This is a genomic window from Flavobacterium sp. TN-1 (assembly GCF_052828645.1).
In genome coordinates, this window is record NZ_CM128253.1 from 1,198,859 (window position 1) to 1,219,412 (window position 20,554).

Genomic DNA, 20,554 nt, shown 5'->3' on the forward strand with positions numbered 1-20,554 from the left:
AAAACGAGGTGCTGGAGGAGGTGTAAGATGCATAAAACGCTAATAAAAGAAGGTGTAAAAAAAGGCTTAAAATCGTTATTTAATTGAAAATCAAAAACATAACACTTATAGCTATATGTATTTATTGCAATTATAGGGGGGTTAAGTGGCTATTTTTACGCCTTAACTATGGTTTTTAATACTAGGGTATAGGGTGTAAGTCGTGTTTTTAAATCTTATTTTTGTTCACCCAACTGTTCACCCAACTGTTCATCCATTGCAAAAAAACAGGTAAAATACAAAAAGTCGTATTTCTTGTAAAATCGCATTTAAATTGGTTTTAAAAAGGGTTTTTAGCGTGGTGGTGTGTTAGGGTATTTATAGCTTAAAAGCTTGTATTTACAGGGTTTTAAGGGCTTTTTTTGCTATATTTGTCTTGCTAATGGTAGTGTATCATTAAAATGGTACAATATCGCATCCTCAAACGGTAGCATAACTGTAGCAAATGGTATAATCTGGGCATTTGTATTTTTCAAAAAAAAACCTCCCAACATTCGTGAGAGGCTTATTTTACAAGGGTTTTCAGGGGTTTTTATGTTTTAGTGTATTTGGGTATCTGTATTTAGGGGGGATACATTGCTATGTATTTTATTCCAAACAAATCATGGATTCGTTTAATGCAGCCTGATGGACGAAAATTTGGGGGAGGAGCAAGAGTAAAAGAAATAAAGCTAAAAGACAGATGGGATGTAATGACTGAACATAAAAATGAGGAAGCTTATATGCAGGCCTATGGTCAAGAATATATTTACAAAGATCAAAAAGGAAATTCATCAGGAGTAGCTACTTATGAACCTATTGGGTGTAAAGAAAATCCGTTAGTCTTACCTTTCTATGATCACGCTCATAAAGAAACACTTTTAGGGGGCGATGTGAAAAACTATGTTGAAATGCCTTTGGGAGAATGTTTTTATCCATCTCCTAAAATTACCTATGCAAGAGTAGCCGTAAAAAATCTTACGAGAGAAAAAAAGATATCAGATTCAGAAAAAATAGTTGTTAAAAAACATGCTACAGGGCAGGTAGTCTCTGAGTTTTATACTTCAAGAGAGTATCCTACTATTGCTGATTTTACAAAAATTTCTCCTGAATGGGATCATTCAGATATTGGTACATTATTAAATCTAGATGTAAAAACACATTTATCTTTAAGTCAAGGATTTTTTGTTCATACTAATGATATGGATGGAAAACTTAAAAGCCAAAAAGTGTATGCAGAAGGGCAAGACACCCCAATTTCAGGTATGGATTATATTTACGACAACTTGACAGAAAAAGTTTCAGGTCAAGGAAATCTTAATAATGAAATTACTACTATAGATGAAAATGGAAAGGTAGAAAAAAACATTGTAGGAGTAGATTATGATGTAATCAATGATTTTAGAATTAATCAATCAGAAACACAAAATATAGGAATACATTTTAATACCGAAATGTTGCCTGTTATAGTTCCTATTTTTGTCCCCATTCCATTACCTATATATTCTCATCATGAAAATATTTTAAAAACTGTAGTTACAACAAAAGTAGTGCACTCTACAGGGATTTTAAGGGAAACCATTGCTTACGACTTAGGTTCTCAAGTAAGTACACGTAATCTTGCTTGGGATGCTAACACTGGTGAAGTTATATTAACAGAAACCATTAATGAGTTTAATGATAAGTATTATTCGCTTAATTTTCCTGCTTATTGGGCTTACAAACGTATGAACCAAGCTTCGCTAAATTTAGGCTTAGAATGGGACTTACAATTTGATCCATTTCGTAAGAAATATGAGTTAACAGGTGGTGAAATTGCCTCTAATTATCTAGTTGAAGGCGATGAAGTTTGGGTTACTCCTGCCTCTCCAAAAGAGGTTAAAAACAAAGAATTTAGAGCATGGGTGGTTAATATTAATACTATTAATAATAAAAGTACTTTTGATCTAATTGACGAAAAAGGTGTTAAAGTAAGTGATAAAATCAGCGATGATAATTCTAATTTAAAAGTAGTAGATCAAGGAAAATTTAAGGTTATTCGTTCAGGGTATGCTAATATGGCGAGTGCTTCTATGCAAAGCGTAACGCTAATGAAAAATCCATTAGAAAACTTAGTAAAAGATCCTGTAACCAATCAAACATCGTTAGGAACCAATCCTTTTTTATCTAAAAACTGGAATGATTACAAAATTGTTAATGTTTCGGCTATAGAGTATAATGATATTTGGCCAGCTCAATGCAATGGAAATATGCCTAGAATGATTTTTGATGCAAATAATCAACTTGTATTCCAGTACAATCAAGATAATTCTAATTTAGATTTTGATATTTTAGAAGAAAAATCATACAACCCATATTGTTATAATATACTGGGTATATACAGACCCATAAAGTCCTACGCTTACCTTACAGGTAGAAATAATAAAGATCATCATCCTAGGCATTCTGGATTCCTTAATGATTTTAAATCCTTTTATATATATGACCCAGGAACCAATACTTGGAAAATATCTACAGAAGGATATAAATCCTGGACTTTTGCTTCGGAAATTTCACAGTTTAATCCTTGGGGACAAGAAATTGAAAACAAAGATGCGTTGAATCGATATTCTACGGCTTTATATGGTTATAACAACCGTTTTCCTATAGCTGTAGGATCTAATACCCGATACAAAGAACTTGCTTTTGATGGTTTTGAAGATTATGACTTTAACGAGAGTACCAATCCAATAAAATCTCATTTTAATTGGCAAGAAGCCCTGAAAAAAGAGCGTATTACTATAACTGATAAACAAGCACATACAGGTAAAAAAAGTATTCGTGTGGAGGCTCAAACCAAGGCAACACTAACTAAAAAATTAATAAACTGTAACGGTCCAGCGGTTCCAAAAAGTACAAAATAATTCAGATACATATAATACAATATAGATATCGTTATTATAAATATAATCTAATAGTGATCTTCCTGTTGTACCACTGAAAAAAAATCGAATTTATGAAACTCATACAGAACATATATCTCTATCTTTTTATTCTACTAAATGGTTTTGGCGTTGTGGCTCAAAATTATAACGACGCTGAAATAGGATTTGATCTCGTTAGAAATAAACAAAACCTAGGAAAAACAAATAATAGAACTTCTATAAATGCGCAATCTGAAATTGACAAAGAAATTGATGCTATCTTAAAAGAGAAACAGTTAGTAAATGATATTATCAAGAAATATGGAAAAGAAAAGAAATTCTTAAATAGACAAATATATACTGACGTATCTACTGCTGAACGATCAGCTTTGCGTGCTATTTTTGATGCTACTAATGGTTCTTCATGGAATAGGAATTTGAAATATAAATGGGATTTCAACTCACCTGTAATTGATTCGTATGGAAATTCAAATTGGCAAGGAGTTTTTACTGCAAATGGAAAAGTTATTGGGCTGAAATTGGGTATGTTAGATTATTATACAAATTTAGATATTGAAGGTGAATTACCTGATGTCTTTAATAACTTAGAAAATTTAGAATTCCTTGATTTGTCACAATGTAATAAATTAAGAAAAGATTTACCTAATTCAATATATAATTTAAAAAAACTAAGAAGCTTAAGTGTGTTTCATTGTGAAAATCTTCCGTTTACTATTTCTCCAAATATTGGAAATTTGTCTAGTTTGGAAGAAATAATACTTGAGGGATCTAATTATAGAGGCGCTATTCCAGCATCTATAAATGCCCTATCAAAATTAAAGAGAATAATTATCAGATCTAATTTTTCAGGTGAATTACCTAGTTTTAGTAACTTATCTAATTTAGAAACTTTTATTTTGAGTTTAAATAATGAAGATCAATTGTATGGTACACTTGAGGGAAAATTTGGTGAATTGGAAAAGATTGATCTAATTCAAATTAGAGGAACTGCAATTATTGGAGGAATTCCTGAGCATTTTTTTGATTCACCTACATTAAGGTTTCTTGATCTTTCCTATAATAGCCTCAACGGACCATTACCAAATAAGTTATTTCAAGGGGTAAGCCTAAGAGGAATCGATTTAGCTAATAATAAAATTATAGGTAGTATACCTGAAAATATTCCATTAAACTCACCATTGAGAAGTTTATGTTTAGGATTAAATAATTTGTCGGGAAGATTACCAAAATCTTTGATTAATTGTAGAGAATTAACAACTTTAACTTTTCATAATAATGATCTTTATGGCGAAATTCCAGATGTGTCTAAAAAAAACTTGCATGCTTTATTAAGTGATAATAATAATTTAAGATTTATAGATTTCAAAAGAAATTTTTCTTCGTTTCAGAATTCTGTTGGTAATAATATATATGATTCTAATCGTAATGAAGGATTTTCTTATGCTCCTCAAAAAAGGACAGATTTTGTGGAGATTATAAATGCAAATATTGGAGTAAATATAACGCTTACAATGTGTAAAGATGGTAGATATTTACCTAATGAAGATACTTTTCAGTGGTTTAAAGATGGTATGCCTATTACAGACGATTCCGTTAATAATAGAGAATTGAAGCTTACAAATATTAAAGCATCAGACGCAGGAGTTTATATTTGTAGATCAAAAAATCCGATTATAACAATTTCAGATGTTGATCATAAGAATCTAGTATTAGAACGAAACCCCATCACGCTCAATGTGACCAATTGTAAGTCGTTAGCTGCACGTCTTTATATGGATGATGGAAGTGAGTGCAAACCATCCTGTACGTATACCTGTGGTGATAATCCTATTAGTTCAAGATTGATAGTAACAGACTTATTGCAATCAACGATAGATCAGCTCAATAGCGGGACTTATTTTTGGACCATAAAAGATCCAAATGGAAACATCGTTTATACCACTTCTGATAAGAATTTAAATTACACCTTAACCACAGTAGGAATCAATACAATTGAATTAAAATTTACCACCACCACAGGTTGTGTGTATGATTATAAAAGTACTACAGAGGTAAAGAAATGCCCTTGTAATATACCTGATGGTAAAATTGTTATTGGTCCGAGACCCGAAGGTAAGATTGTTGTTGCTTCGGGAATAACGGATTACAAATGTGGTAATAAAGTTATAGAGAACTTAAGATTTGAACCTGATGATAAGAATATTGATTTAAGTAAGGCTACTTATCAATGGGTATTCAAAGATGTTAAAGGTCAGATTATTAGTACTGTTAATACACCTAATGCAGGTGTTACTTTTAGTATGCCGGGTTCAAATAGCATTGAGTTAACGGTAACTTTAGATGGTTGCTCAAAAGTAATTAATCCTTTAGAAGTAAAGGTTGTAGAATGTTGTGATCTCCCATTTCCTGGCGTAATATTGAATTTTGAACCTAAAACTAATGATGAATTTTTTTCACAAGGAAGTTTCCAAAGTTTATGGAGTATTACTAATAAAGAGCATAATCCAGCAGTAAACTCATGGGTAGAGTATGTTGACCAATATGATAATTTAAAAAAATTCTATACGGGTGGTTCTGAAAATGGATGTCAATATTTAGAAGGAAAGATGATAGGACGCATTAATGAAGTTGAATGGTGTAGCATTATTCAAAAAGGACAAAATCCGACCAAAGATCTAGAATTGAATAAAACTAAAGAAAAAACACAAGCTCTTTTAAAAAAGATGAATGTAAACTGTGTTGGAAAGGTTTCTCATTTTACTTTTTCCGCTTCGGCAAAGGATGTAGAATATAGTTGGAGCATGGTTGATCCTTCGGGGGTAGTTGTTGATAAGGTTACAGAAATGAAAGGGTATTATCAATATACCCCTACTAAAGTGGGAAGTTATAGATTAAATCTTAAAATAACCACTGCCGAAGGTTGTATTTCTGAATTCTTTTATCCTTTTGAAGCACAAGATTGTTTTCAATCATGTATTACTGCCAATGGTAATTCTACTGTAGTAAAAAAACTTGTTCTGAATTTATTGAATCATTTACGTCAAAAAACACTTAATGGAGAAAGTATTCCTTCAGGATATATTTGCGACGAATTAATTGATCTTAAACCTTATATTACTTATTCATTACCTAGGATTTATGGGTTTTCAATGGATGATAAAAGTATGAAGTTCTGGTTTCGTCCTTTGAAATTTATAGATAAAGAACCTGATTTTATAGCTGCTGATTGGAATACAACCAATAAAGATCTCAGTTTTTCCGATCTTGATTTGTTGGGATATACATCATCTGATTATCTTAATTTAGATGGTAAACTCATTTTGTCAGATGGATCAAAACCTGGCAAAGTAGAAATACGTCATATTAATTTTTGTCCAGAACAATTACTCCTCGAAAAATGTAAAAATCATGTAGCTTTAGTTTTAGATGAGTCAGGTTCATTAGATGAAAGAGAAAGAGCACAGTTGAAAAGACAATTATCAGCCTATTTTACCCAACAAGCAGAAATAAACGAAAAACAGGGAGGAAATATGTATCTGTCCGTAATTGGAATGTCTAATACAGATGAAGGCGAAGTTACAGTAAATACACTTCCAAACACTTGGCGTAATGATTATATTGCACCTATTAAGATTGACACTAATAACTTGAAGTCACACTTTTTACCATGGCTCTCAAATTATTGTAAAAAATACAATAAAAAAGACAATGTTACAGGCTTAAGTGAAGGATCTGATTTTTGGAGAAGTGGTTTAGAAACAGTCTTATTTCTTGCTAAAGAATCATATTTAAAACTAAATATGGTTATAATGATTACAGATGGTTCACAAACCACTGATTTAGATAAATTGCAAGCTACAATGCTTAAATTTAACAACAAAAGTTTACACAAATTGTCGGGTGGTCAAGAAAAAAAACCACATCTATTTGTTATAGGAGTAGAGAATGGTTATTATGTATATAATAAAGAAACAACCCTCCCTCTTTTAAAGAGAAAAGACCCTAATTATACAACATCAAAACCTGTGGTCGTTCAAAATGATATTCAAGAGGAAACTAATAGCGTGAACGAAAATATAAGCGAAGTAAATCTATTAGAAGAAGATAATTCAGTAGAATCCCTTAATTTTTCAGAAAATAAATTGAAACAGTCGATTGCTGGTACCACACAAGAAGGAGCTCTTACATCATCTTTAGCTTTATCGTTAAAATATTTATTTGATCTTGAAAATGCACGAATTCCAAAAAACTCGAGTATATTTCCTTCTTACTTTAAACCAAATGAAAACCCTAATTTTCAATTAGACTACTTTCCATTACCTGATTTCAAGTTTTTAGGAGAAGAAGTTAATGATGATTTTTTATCTAAAGGTATTGTTTTGGCAGATCTTGGCTGTCCTTATGAAGGAGGAAAAACAAAATGTAGTGAATGTTATTCGTTTCAGCCCGAACCTAGTAGAATTGTAGAGTCAACAAAAATTCTTGATTCAAAAAATTATATTTTAGGAGCTTGGGTAAGAGAAGATACAAATACTCAAGTTAAAGAATTTACCAATGTAAAAATTCAAGTTTCATTTGAAAATGCAGATAGAAAAAAAATAATGACCTATGCTTTTAAACCAAAAGGAGAAGTCGTAGAAGGATGGCAACGTATAAATGAAAAATTTAATGTTCCTGTTGGATCTGAATTCATGATTATAGAATTAGTTAACGATAGTAAAGGAACCCCTGTTTTCTTTGATGATATCCGTATACATCCTACTAATGGTAGTATGAAATCTTTTGTATATGATCCAGAAAATTTCAAATTGATGTCCGAATTAGACGAAAATAATTATGCTACATTTTATGAGTACGATAACGAAGGAGGTTTGATTAGAGTAAAAAAAGAAACCTTAAAAGGAATTAAGACCATACAAGAAACCCGTTCAGGTAATTATATAAAAGTTAATTAATGAAAATAATACATAATATTCTAATTCACATTTGTTTTCTAATTTCATGGTCTATATGGTGTCAAACAAGTGATCAAGTAATGAAATCTATGATTACTAAATACACAGAACCTAAACCATTAAAGTTTGAAATAAAGTATAACCTTTATAAAAATCACCTTACAAATGTAATTCATGAGAGTTATTTAGGATCATTTATGAAGAACTCAAAAAACGAAGTTTTAATGAAAGTAGGTACTAATGATATTGTTACAACTACAAAGTATGTGATACAAGTTGATCATAAACATAAAACAATGTTGATAAATAATGCGCCAAAATCTTCATCTAATTTAACTAAAGATATAGAAAATCTTGTGCGTCTTTGTGAAGAAAATTCCTTTAAAGATTATAAAGATCATTGGGAAATAACCTATGTTCCGAAACAATTTTCAGGACTATTATATTCAAAAATTCTATTGAAAATTAATAAAGATTATACACTCAAAAAACAAGTTTTTTATTATAATACGAAATATAACTTTTCAAGAGATTATAAAAAAGATTCGTCTGAATTTCCAAGGTTAGAAATGATTTACAACCATTATAACCGTAATGTACAGTTAGATTTGATTAATTCAGATTTGTATGTAAAAATTAATAATAAAACAGCTATAGCCTTACCAAAATACAAGTCATATAAGATTTTTGATTCAAGGAAATAGCAAAACTATAAACTAAAAAACATAGAAACTAATTCGTATGTTAAGTCTATTAAAAGAATACGCGATGAGTACAATTCAAATAAAGAAAACTTCAGTAAAGATAGCCTCACATTCCAAAATGAATGTTTTAAAATTTTTACTACAGTTATTTTTAATTCTAAATATTACAGCGGGATGGTCACAATATATTGAGGAAAAATCCAATCGATTAATAGGAACTGCTTTAAACGGTCAGCCTACCTTAAGTATTACAGATTCAAAATTCTCAGAATTAAATAAATCCAATTCTAATGAATCTAAATTATCCGATTTTACATCTATTAATTCGGCAATAAATATACACATTGGGTTAGACGAATCCGCTTATGGTATTGGAGAGACCTCTTCTTCCACCAGTGTAAAATCTCAATTTAATGTAAGTTATAAAGCTATTGTAAAATTAGAAATAAAACGATATGCTAATAACGGAGTACTGTCAAACAACGTTCAAAATACTGAAATAAAAGAATTTGTTATAACCCATAATAAGACCACAGAAAATCTTAAACACAATGATTTTGTGGTATATAAACTTGCAGGGACTCATAAAGCAGAGATAAAAGTATTATCAGTAATGTATACCAATCTAGATGACAAACCTATTACATTAACTAGTCCAAGCAATGTCTTTATTGAATTAATTTTTAGTACAGAAAGATATTTTAACATAAAAGACACCGCTGTAAAACCCAATGCTAGTTTAGTTACCTACAAAGGATTTCAAGAAGAAATTACACTTTTAGATAAAGCAAAAGGAGAACATGAAATTCAAATTAGTTGGAACAAAGATCCTAATTTTCCAGCTGTTGAATATGAGCTAGAATGGACTTGGATTGATAATTATGGAGAAGGGAGTGAACCTAAATTGCCTAATAATATTCCTTTTACAGAAGAAGACTTTAAGCGTAATAGCTCCCGAATTCAAACGAAAGAACTGAGCTATAGAATTCCATTAATATTTTCAAAAGGATACCTCTTATATAGAGTTAGACCTGTTGGTCGTTTTTTAGATGACGTATCAAAAATTTATTTCGGAAAATGGTCTACAACAAATGCAGAAAAATTTCAAAACCTAAGTGATTGGCAAGATAAAATTGAAATTGTAGTTCCACACGAAAAAGACAGTAAAAATTGGCAGTACCAATCTTCATTTGCTGAAGATGGTAAGAAAAAAGAAGTCGTAAGTTATTTTGACGGTTCACTTAGAAATAGACAAACCGTAACAAAAGTTAATACCAATAACCAATCTATCGTAGGAGAAGTAATATATGATAATCAAGGACGTCCTGCCATAGAAGTACTACCCGTGCCTTTAGAAAATAGTGCTATAAAATATTTTGACTCACTAAATAAAAATCAAACTACGGTTTTTTCTCACTTAGATTTTGATTGGGATGATCCTAAAAAAACAGATTGTAGCGTATCTACATCTAATAAAATGAATACCAGTTCGGGGGCTAGTAACTATTATTCCGCAGCTGCTAAAGTATCTAATAATTTTCAGGATTACGTACCTGATGCTAAAGGATTTCCCTATTCTCAAATAGTGTACACACCCGATAATACAGGACGAATTTATAAAAAAGGAGGCGTAGGCTCAGATCATCAAATAGGACGAGGTCATGAAATGACCTATTTATATTCTACACCAAGTCAAGAAGAACTAAATCGTATTTTTGGGTATAAAGTAGGTTTTGCAAATAAATATAAAAAAAACACAGTTATAGATCCTAATGGTCAAGCGAGTGTTAGTTATATAGATCCTAAAGGAAAAACAATAGCAACAGCTTTAGTGGGACAATCACCAGAAAATTTAGATGCTTTACCCGAGTTAGCAACAGAAGGCAATTTAAAAACAGATTTATTAGTTAATAACAAAAAAAAATCAAGTGGCCGTTTTGGTATTTTAAAAGACGGAATAGATTTAACCTCTAAATTAGAAGTTGTTGGAAATTTACCCTCTACCATTAAATTTGATTACGGTCTTGAACATAGTAAAAATACCTTTCAACCAAATTGCTTAACAAACAAATCATATCCTTTTGTTTATGATTTAAAAATAAGTTTAAAAGACGATTGTGCTAATGAAAGACTCAATTTTGAAGGAAATCCAATCAAAACAATAGGTTCTGTCAATACACAAAATCCAAAAGGAAATTTACCCTTAATAGCTTATAATACTCAAAAATTAGAAGCTAAAAATTTGTCACAAGGAAGTTATTTGTTGTCAAAAGAACTAGTTGTTAACAAAGATGCTTTAGACGCTTATGCTGAAGATTATTTATACGAAATTTCAAAACAAGATAATATCTGTAATCCTAAAACAGAATTATTTAATGTTCAAATCGATGTAAACGGTTGTGAAATAACATGTGGTTTATGTGAAAAGACATTAGTAGAAAACTATTTAAAAGAAAATCAAAAAATAGAATTTAGCAATTGTTTTGATAAAAACAATAATAAAACATGTTCGGAACCTATTTTTGATCAATATGCAGCTATTGCTAAATACGGTTATGTCTTAGATAAATTAAATACCAGATATGCTCCTACCATCTTTACCTATGATACCTTAGGAAAATTAAATTATCAAGACCTTTCATTAAATCCTATAATAATAAATAATGATGAGAATTTATTTAAAAAAGAATTTGATTTCTCATTGCAAACTTGTCGTGATCTTTGTCCTAAAATGGTTACAAGTTGTCATATTATGGAAACAACTTTGCTGTCAGATCTAAGCCCAAATGGACAGTACGGTTCAATAAAAGGAATTATTTTTAAACCTGATATGGATGATAGTACTACTGATATTGTAATTAATGCTAGTAATCCCGATTCAAATACATCAACTAATACAAATACTAACACACCAGATCCTTCTAATAATACAATTCAAGTCGTTAATGATGATTTGAGTGTGTTTAATGAATATAATTACCTATTAAGAGGTGGTAGCTATCCTATAGGGAAAGATGCGTATGGAGATAATAAAACAGTAACTAAGGAACAATCACAATTTAGTTGGAAATACCCATCAGATGGAGTGTATAAAAATGCAGATGGATCTATTGCGTGGGTAACAGTTAAAAAAATAGCAGAAAACACTTATTTGCCTCCTATTGAACCTAATACTCCATTACTTCCTGAAAATATCACCGATACGGATATTTTATCAGTAACCTCTAACTATAGATTAGGAGGGATGAAAAAAGGCGATAATGAAGATGAATACCTAGTATCCCCTCAATATCTTGATAACATAGCCGATTTTATTAAAAATTGGAAACAAAATTGGGCAAAATCTTTACTCGCTTATCACCCAGAGTATTATTATTACGAATATAATAAAGCACTTTGCGAGAATACTTTAATCAAATACGGAAATAATACTGATAATTATGATTTAGCTCTAAATGAAATAGAAACCTATAAAATAGCTAGTCAAAACAAACAGTTAATCGAAAATCCAAGTTCCGCTACAGGTATAAAAATTTTAGAAGAAGATCCTTTTTATAATTTAAATTACAATAAAGTAGAGAGTACATCTCAGAGTTCATTAAGAAAAAACCTGATTATTGAGGCTCTAACTGAAAATTATGAAGGAATGACCTATAAATACCAAGGTCAAGATTATAAAATGAATATGTTTCAAGCCGCTGCATACACGGTTTTATTTGGAAACGGTTTAGCACCAATAAGTATTTTTCATAACGTTAAAAATAATAGCGCATTAATTAACTACATTAATAATAATGTTAATGAAAAACAAAAAGATAGAATCTGGCTTACTTACAAAAACTATTATACCAGTTTTAAAAATAAAATAAAAACTGTTTTTTCAAATATTTATAGCATAAAAAATAAAGGATACAATGGCTATATAGGAAATATTAATAACACAGAAAAATTTAGATATACTTTAAGAAAGTATGCGAAAACATATAATACTATTGCAAAAGAAATAGATGAAAGAAATCCTTTTACACCTTTCTCCGATGCAATAGACAATTTAAAAAAGGTTTATAAAACATCTTATGTAAGTGTTTATCCACAAAATATTTTAGCAATAGACAATTCAGACGTAAGAATTTTTTATAAAGACAAACAAAAACGTTTCATAGATTCAGACTATTTTTATGATTCAGGGGCCAGTGATGATCAAAATTTAGACAACAGCATTACAGCAGCTAATAATAGCCTATACCTAGAAACTAAAAAATGCCCATTACTTTTAGACATGCAGTCGTTTTTAAATGGATTAATTCAAAAAGATTATAATCCAATAGGGAAGTTGCCTACCTATAATACAGAAGAAATTCCTGCCAATACAATAGCTCAACTAACTAATAAATTATATGAAAGCCTAGGAGCAGGAACCCTTATAAAGGATTTAACGTCAATTCCTAAAATAAAAGGCTATATCGTGTCAAATACAGTCTTAGATTTAAAAATTGAAGACGAAAACGCTAGTAATAAAAAAATTAAACTAGAAATAATCAACCCAACCTCCTATATTACTTCTTGTCCAACGGTACGAGGTGCCAGTGCATCAGCCCCAGACTGGTCTATGTACGGCAACCAGTTTTATATAACTGAATTTAAGGACATATATGCAGTTCCTGGAGGAGAAAAGAAAAATTATAAATTTAAAATTATCGCAAAGGCTGATTTTGATCCTGATCCTTTAAAAACATGTTTTGAAGAAATTCTTATTGAAGGAACCACAGAAGCTCCTCTTGATACCTGTACTGAAGACGGAACCATTAATGTAAATGGTCAAGCAACTATTGATGCAACTGCTGGTTGTACCAATAAAATGTATTTTGAAAGAAACCTTTTACAAATAATTAATAAATTAATTTCTGAAAAAACAGTTAATAGTACAACAGGTATCCGTTTAAACACAGGCTATAATTCAACTCAATCGCCACCCGCTTCAGGCATCTATCCTTATGCAAATAATTTTATTCAACAATTTTTAAATGATACTCAATTTGCAGCACAATACAAAAAAACGATAGATGGTTTTCAATTTATATTACCAACTACAGGACAGGTTTTAATCAACGTTACGGATTTACAAGGTAATTTACCAACAGATAGAATCACAAGTATAAAAATTGATAATAGTTATAATATTCAATTTTTCTCTATCAATAATAATGGTATCATCAGTTCTGTTAAAGGAAAACTTGCAACAAAAGATTTTCAATGTATTTGTACAAAAAAGCTATCTATAAAAGAGATAGCAGAAGCTAATCTTTTAAAATTGATTAACCATTTATGGTCAACTCAAAAAAATAATAAAGGACAATTACCTAATAATAACGCATCATATAATCCAAAAGAATGGCAAGAAGTAGACCCTTATATCATTCCTAATGGTTCAACCATTGATAATTTTAAAACAGAATGGATTACTCCTAAAAACTCTCAATTCAGTAGTAAAGTTCAAGGGATGCAATATAATTTTGCTAATTGTGATTTTTCCTTAATACTAAGTTATTTAAATTCAGGAAATTATGAGACACATAGAAATTATTTTAATGCAATTACTCATTTTTCTAATTTTAAGTTAAATACTGATAATAAAACCTTTACAGTTTGGGCTCATAATAATCCTTATGAATCAGTGCCAACGCATTCTTATCAATACAAAGGGACATTAATGGAAATGGAACCGGCTGGTTATAAAATAATAACAGGATCTATTGATTGTTTAGAGTTTTGCAAAGAAAAAATTGATGTAGAAACTAATTTAACTAAATTGTTAAATATTGCTTTAGACGAAAAATATCTATATGAAGAGGGATATAAAAGTCCTGAAAATATAAGCCCTAACTCGTTATTGGCTCTACCTTTAACGCTACCTGTTGAAAATAGAGTCATATCAAATTGGGTATTAAATAGAAATGAATTATCGTTTGCATTTGGTAAAAATTCATCCTGCGGTGTTAATTTAGAAATTATTGATTTATACCTTGATAGTAATTATAGCAATAGATATCTTTATGATCTAATTTTTGATGATGATACCTATACTACTTTTAAAATAAAAATAGGATATATCTATAATTTTCAAAGAATAAAAAAAGAAGCATATTTAGAAAAAAGGTATCTTAGAGGTAAAATTTCTTGTTTAAAATTACCGCCTTCTTGTACAAAAGAAGAAGAAGTTCCTTGTATAAAATGTGTCCCTCAGGAAGTAGAGCCTTTAGCTTGTGGCTCAAAATGGAAAGAGTATGTTGAAGGAATGAAAGCAAAACTACCCAATTATACTTTGCCAGAATATTTAGCAGCCAATGATGAGTATTTTTGTAATGCTAAATTTGCCTATATAACAACTCCGTATTTATATTATTTAAAGAAATTCTTTATTTCGGATGTTACCAATTATAAATACATTAGTATAGCTGAATTTGGGGCTACCAAACTAAACTACGGATATAAAGATCTTATAAGCGCAATAGATAGTTATGCTCTTTACATATCATCAAACGATTATAGTATGTCATGGAATAACTACATTAATAATATATACGTAGTTGAAAACCAAGTGTGTCCACCAGCTCCAATGGTTCCAGATCTAAAATTTACAGTTAATGAAACAAAAACACCTTGCGAAATCTTTCATGAATCTATTACTAAAACCTATACAACAGTCTTAGCAAGTCAGGAAAAAGCCTTAAAAAAAGAAGAATTTGTAACGAACTATATCAAAGAAGCAATTGATCATCTAAAAGAAACTTTTACAAAAGAAGCAAAAGATCAAGAATATCAATACACCTTGTATTATTATGATCAAGCTGGTAATTTAACCCAAACTATACCTCCTAAAGGGGTAAGTAGGCTAGGAATCACTAAAGATAATGATCCATTAAATATCAATATCAACAACTTTAGAGAAAAAAATGATACACCAGAAAACGCATCACAAACAGCTATAGAAGCTAATCATAGTTTTAATACAGAATACAAATACAATTCCTTAAACCAATTAGTATGGCAAAAAACACCTGATGGAGGTGAAACACGTTTTGCTTACGATGCTTTAGGACGAATTATTGCTTCCCAAAATGCTAATCAAAAGAAAAGTATAACATGTTCAAATGGTATTTGTACCGCTTTTAGTTTTACAAAATATGATGGTCTAGGTAGAATTTACCAAGCAGGAGAAATTATTGCTCCTTCTAGTTTTACCATTGATGAAAATGGAAGATTATTAAAATCAGGCATTGCTATTAATAATTTCGAACAAGACAATGAATCATTATATTTAAAACAACAAGTTACCCATACCCTGTATGACGAACAACATCCAGATGCTCTAAAATATATAGGAAAAAGCCATGAAGATAATAACCAAAAAAGAGTTACAGCAGTTCTATATATTGATAAAGCTTCTACCTTAGTAGATATTAACAAATACGACAATGCTATTTTTTATGATTATGATATACACGGCAATGTAAGACAGTTTGTACAAAGAAATACATCAGCAAATCTTATTAATTTACAACAAGACGCTAAAAAAGTAGTTTATGACTATGATCTAATCAGTGGAAAAGTAAATAAAGTTATTTACCAACCAGGACAAAAAGATCAATTCATACACAAATATGCCTATGATGCAGATAATCGTATTGTGGAAGTACAAACCAGTACAGATGATATAATATGGGAAAAAGATGCTAAATATGAATACTACCAGCATGGTCCCCTTGCTCGTACCATAATAGGCGATAAAACAGTGCAAGGTCTAGATTATATCTATACACTTCAAGGTTGGCTCAAAGCTGTAAATTCTGAGCAAATAGGCCATGATATTGGTCATGATGGATCCTTAAATGGTACAAATGCAGTTGGTCAAGATGCCATAGCATTTGCATTAAACTATTATAGCGGTGATTATCTTTCAAGGCAAAACACAAAATCTGTTTTAGACACCAATACTTTTTCTTTATCACAAGGTATGAATCTTCAAACAAATAAGAATTTATACAACGGTAATATTAAAGAAATGGTAACTTCCTTACTTGATGAAAACCAAGTAAAATTAAATTCGCAGTTTAATAAATACACCTATGATCAGCTCAACCGAATTAAAACAATGAACTCCATAGGAATCAATTCCCTAAATCAAACACACGAATCTTTAAGTAGTCAATATCAATACGATTCTAATGGAAACCTATTTACATTAAAACGAACTGCTCCCGTTAAGAAAACAGATAATAATATCACTCAAAAAGATTATAATTTAATGGATGATTTTTCATACCATTATATTCCAGGTACTAATAAATTAGCATACATAGACGATACAGTACCAAACAAAACATTTACAAATGATCCTAATAATCCAAACGATACAACACTAGATCTAGACGATCAAAACCCCGATAATTATAAATACGACGCTATCGGGCAGTTAATCCGTGATGAAAAAGAAGGCATTACCATTGATTGGCGTGTAGATGGAAAAGTAAAAAAAGTATCCAAAGATAACGGTACCATCATTACTTTTGATTACGATGGTTTAGGCAACAGGATAGCAAAAACGATTAGTAGACCAAATGAAAAAAACAATACCACCTACTATCAAAGAGATGCACAAGGAAATGTAATGGCCGTATACGAAGCCAACGAAAAAAATACAATAGTTACAGAACCTGTGGTTCCTAATTTATACCTAAACGATTATATCGTATCCGGTACGGAAATAAAGAAAGCCAGCAAAGGGATTTATGTTTCAAGTAGTAGCAATAGTATATCAACCGTAAAAAGTACCGGAAACCTAACCCTACAAGCCTCAAATGAAATTGTATTGTCTAATGGATTTAGTACCGAAACAAATGCTAAATTTTTAGCAGAAATAAAACCCATAAACACACCAGTAGATACAAAGTCAGGAACTTTTCGTTTGGTAGAACACGATATCTACGGAAGTAGTCGCTTGGGAGTTCAAAACGCAGATCTAGACCTAAGCAGCACTAATCAAACAATAAAAAACAAATTAGCTAAAAAAGAATGGAGTAATTTAGAAAAAACAGCACCTTTCGGATTGGTAACCTCCAAAATAAAAGGAATTGAATTAAAAACAATAAAAGACAGTAAAACTTGGCAAAGTCCTTCTGAATATGGATTAAACTTCTTTCCAGATGCAGGGGTAATAAATGACTCAATTGTTTTAAAAACCAATATAAAAATCAGTCAAAATACACCAGAAAAAGGCCTTTTACTATCGTTACATAATCATCTATCAAAAAGAGATTGGATCGATGCAGGACCTTATTATAGAAGCTCCGCATTTATGTTTATAGAAAAAATACGTAAGTCAACCAACCCAGATGTATTTGTCTATAAACCAGTTGTGAAATTAGTATTACACAAAAGAGATTACGGTGTATATTCAACGCGCTCTGGAGGTAAAAGAAACAAGTTTGATGCTTATGTACAAACAATAGATTATACCATACCAACAGAAATACCAGAAAACCAATGGAATTTAAAAGTAAACATTAATAAAAATGGTAATAATCAATTTGATGTTAAAATAAATGTAAACGGAAACATATATAAAGCAAATAAAGTTGATTCAGGATTAAATTGGTCATTTGGATATGGTAACATAGAACCACATGAGCAACACCTAATTAATTTTCCAACACTACCTAATAATGCTTTAGGAGCTAATTACTTAGCCTTTTATGATCCTAATAATAACTACCAAGATTGGTCGTTAGGTTCTGCCCATGCTGAAATTTGCGATTTTACCTATTCAATAGATGAAATCAAACACCAGTTTAGTTTTGACGAAACCCCGACATCTGTTTCTACCGATATGTTAGATAAAGATAATATTGTAAAACCTTTAACAATAACCAATTTAACATCCAAAGATTATTCGGACACTTATTGTGGACCTCAAGCATTAGATACAGACCAAGATGGAGTACTTGATTTCAAAGAAGACGGAAAACAACGTTTAGACAACTGTCGTTTTACTTTTAATCCCGACCAGAAAGATAGCGATGGAGACGGATACGGTGATGTATGTGATAATTGTCAGAAAAATAATCCTACTCCTAATCCAATCAATCCAGATTATCAGTTAGATACCGATGGTGATGGTGTAGGAGACGACTGTGACAACTGTAAAAATAAATACAATCCTAGGATTGATTATGTAACTATAGATCCTAAAGATCAACAAGCACTTGCTATACGTGATGCTAATCCAACTTATCTATCGTTAACAAATCAATACCAATCAGATAGAGATGAAGACGGATTTGGAGATGGATGTGATAATTGTATCGATACTAAAAACGGTAAATCAGAAGGTCAAACAGACGCTAATGGAAATCAGTTAGATGCAGACCAAGACGGGATAGGCGATATTTGCGAAGGTATTGATCAAGGAAAATCTATATCAGAAATAGAAAGACCAGCAAATGAAGCATATCGTTTAGTAGGCGATAAAAATTATGAATTATCAAATCATTTAGGAAATGTACTTTCAGTTATTACAGATCGTAAATTATTTATTGGAAATTCAGGAAATAATTTTACCTTTATGCCAGACGTTCTTAGTTATAATGACTATTACCCTTTTGGCAGCTTGATTCCAAACCGCCACGGCTCAAGCCAGGCCTACCGTTATGGATTCCAAGGACAGGAGAAAGACGATGAACTTAAAGGAGGAGGGAACTCCTTAAACTATACTTTTAGAATGCATGACCCGAGGGTGGGAAGATTTTTTGCTGTTGACCCTTTGACTTCTAAATACCCATTTTATTCTCCTTATCAGTTTAGCGGTAACAGGCTTATCGATATGATTGAGTTAGAAGGATTGGAACCTACAAATCCAAAAGTTGATGCCAATTCACAGCCAAAAGGGGATTATTGGGAAAAAACAGATACTAACGGAATATATACAAGAGAAGCTTATCCTACAACGCCTTTGGATGAAATTGTTGTTCAAGGTACATATCAAAGGAAAGGGTTTTATGGAGGTCCTTTTGAAAATAAATTTGATGAGAATACGGCTCAATTTTCTGGTGCAAAAATTGGTTTTAGAGCTGGAAATGATGATGATGCTAACCATTTTAATACTGAGTTAAAGTCATTTAATATGGATTTATCAAATAATTCTTCAGAAGTGGCCTACGATGTAAAAGCAGAGATTTCTGGAATTGAAGGTAAGATAAATGGTTCTTTAGGCTATAAGAACTGGTTTGATGTTCAAGGGGGTTTAGATGGTAGTGCATTTAAGGCTTTTGCTAATGCAAAAAATGGTTTTACTTTTGGTGATGGAGGTATTTATGGATATAAACAAGGAATGGGTATTGGTGCACATGCATTAGAAGGAAATGGTAATGCAGGCTTAAGTTTTCTTGGTTTAAATCTTAATGCAGGTATAGGTGGGAGTGCAGGGAGTGCTCATGCAGGTTATAATGGTCACTTCCTTTTGAATACTAATAAGAAAATTATAGAAATGCATTTGGACGCAAATGCTGGATGGATTTTAGGACTTAAAGGAGGTGTTAATGTGAAATTTGATTATGGTATTTACACTGATTTATTTAAAAATTAATTGAATTAAGATATGAGATTAACATTATTAGTTTTTTTTATTTTATTAAAAAATATTATTTTACTTCACTTGTATACGAGAAACAAAAGATTTGATACGGTTTATTTTATAGTGTCTTTTTTTATTCTTTTATTTTTCTTTTACTTAAATAGTTTTTGGGTAAATAATGAGATAACAGAAGCAATTCCAGTAATTGTTTGTATTGATTTTTTCCTATTAATTTTTATAAAATTTCTAAAATTTTATAATAAAATAATTGACAATTTGTTAAAAAAAACTAATAATAAATTAATCAATCCGTTTGTATTTATT

General features: G+C 30.7%; 4 protein-coding genes. All 4 read left to right on the forward strand.

Going from position 1 to position 20,554, the window contains the following annotated elements:
* The first annotated feature begins 620 nt into the window (after window positions 1–620).
* The 4 genes from ACUXZJ_RS05180 (at window position 621) to ACUXZJ_RS05195 (ending at window position 20,242) form a co-directional block, all read left to right on the forward strand.
* The gene (locus tag ACUXZJ_RS05180; RefSeq protein WP_446195932.1) at window positions 621–2,921 is read left to right on the forward strand and encodes a hypothetical protein; all 2,301 of its coding nucleotides are present in this window, start codon (window positions 621–623) and stop codon (window positions 2,919–2,921) included.
* A gap of 92 nt (window positions 2,922–3,013) precedes the next feature.
* Entirely contained in the window at window positions 3,014–7,897 is a 4,884-nt protein-coding gene (locus ACUXZJ_RS05185) for a hypothetical protein (RefSeq protein WP_446195934.1), read from the forward strand.
* Complete coding sequence (locus ACUXZJ_RS05190; RefSeq protein WP_097609575.1) at window positions 7,897–8,601, forward strand: hypothetical protein; 705 nt, start codon at window positions 7,897–7,899, stop codon at window positions 8,599–8,601. Before ACUXZJ_RS05185 ends, ACUXZJ_RS05190 begins: the two co-directional genes overlap by 1 nt.
* A gap of 64 nt (window positions 8,602–8,665) precedes the next feature.
* A complete protein-coding gene (locus ACUXZJ_RS05195) occupies window positions 8,666–20,242 on the forward strand; it encodes a DUF6443 domain-containing protein (protein ID WP_446195936.1) in 11,577 nt (3,858 codons plus the stop codon).
* Window positions 20,243–20,554: the final 312 nt, after the last annotated feature.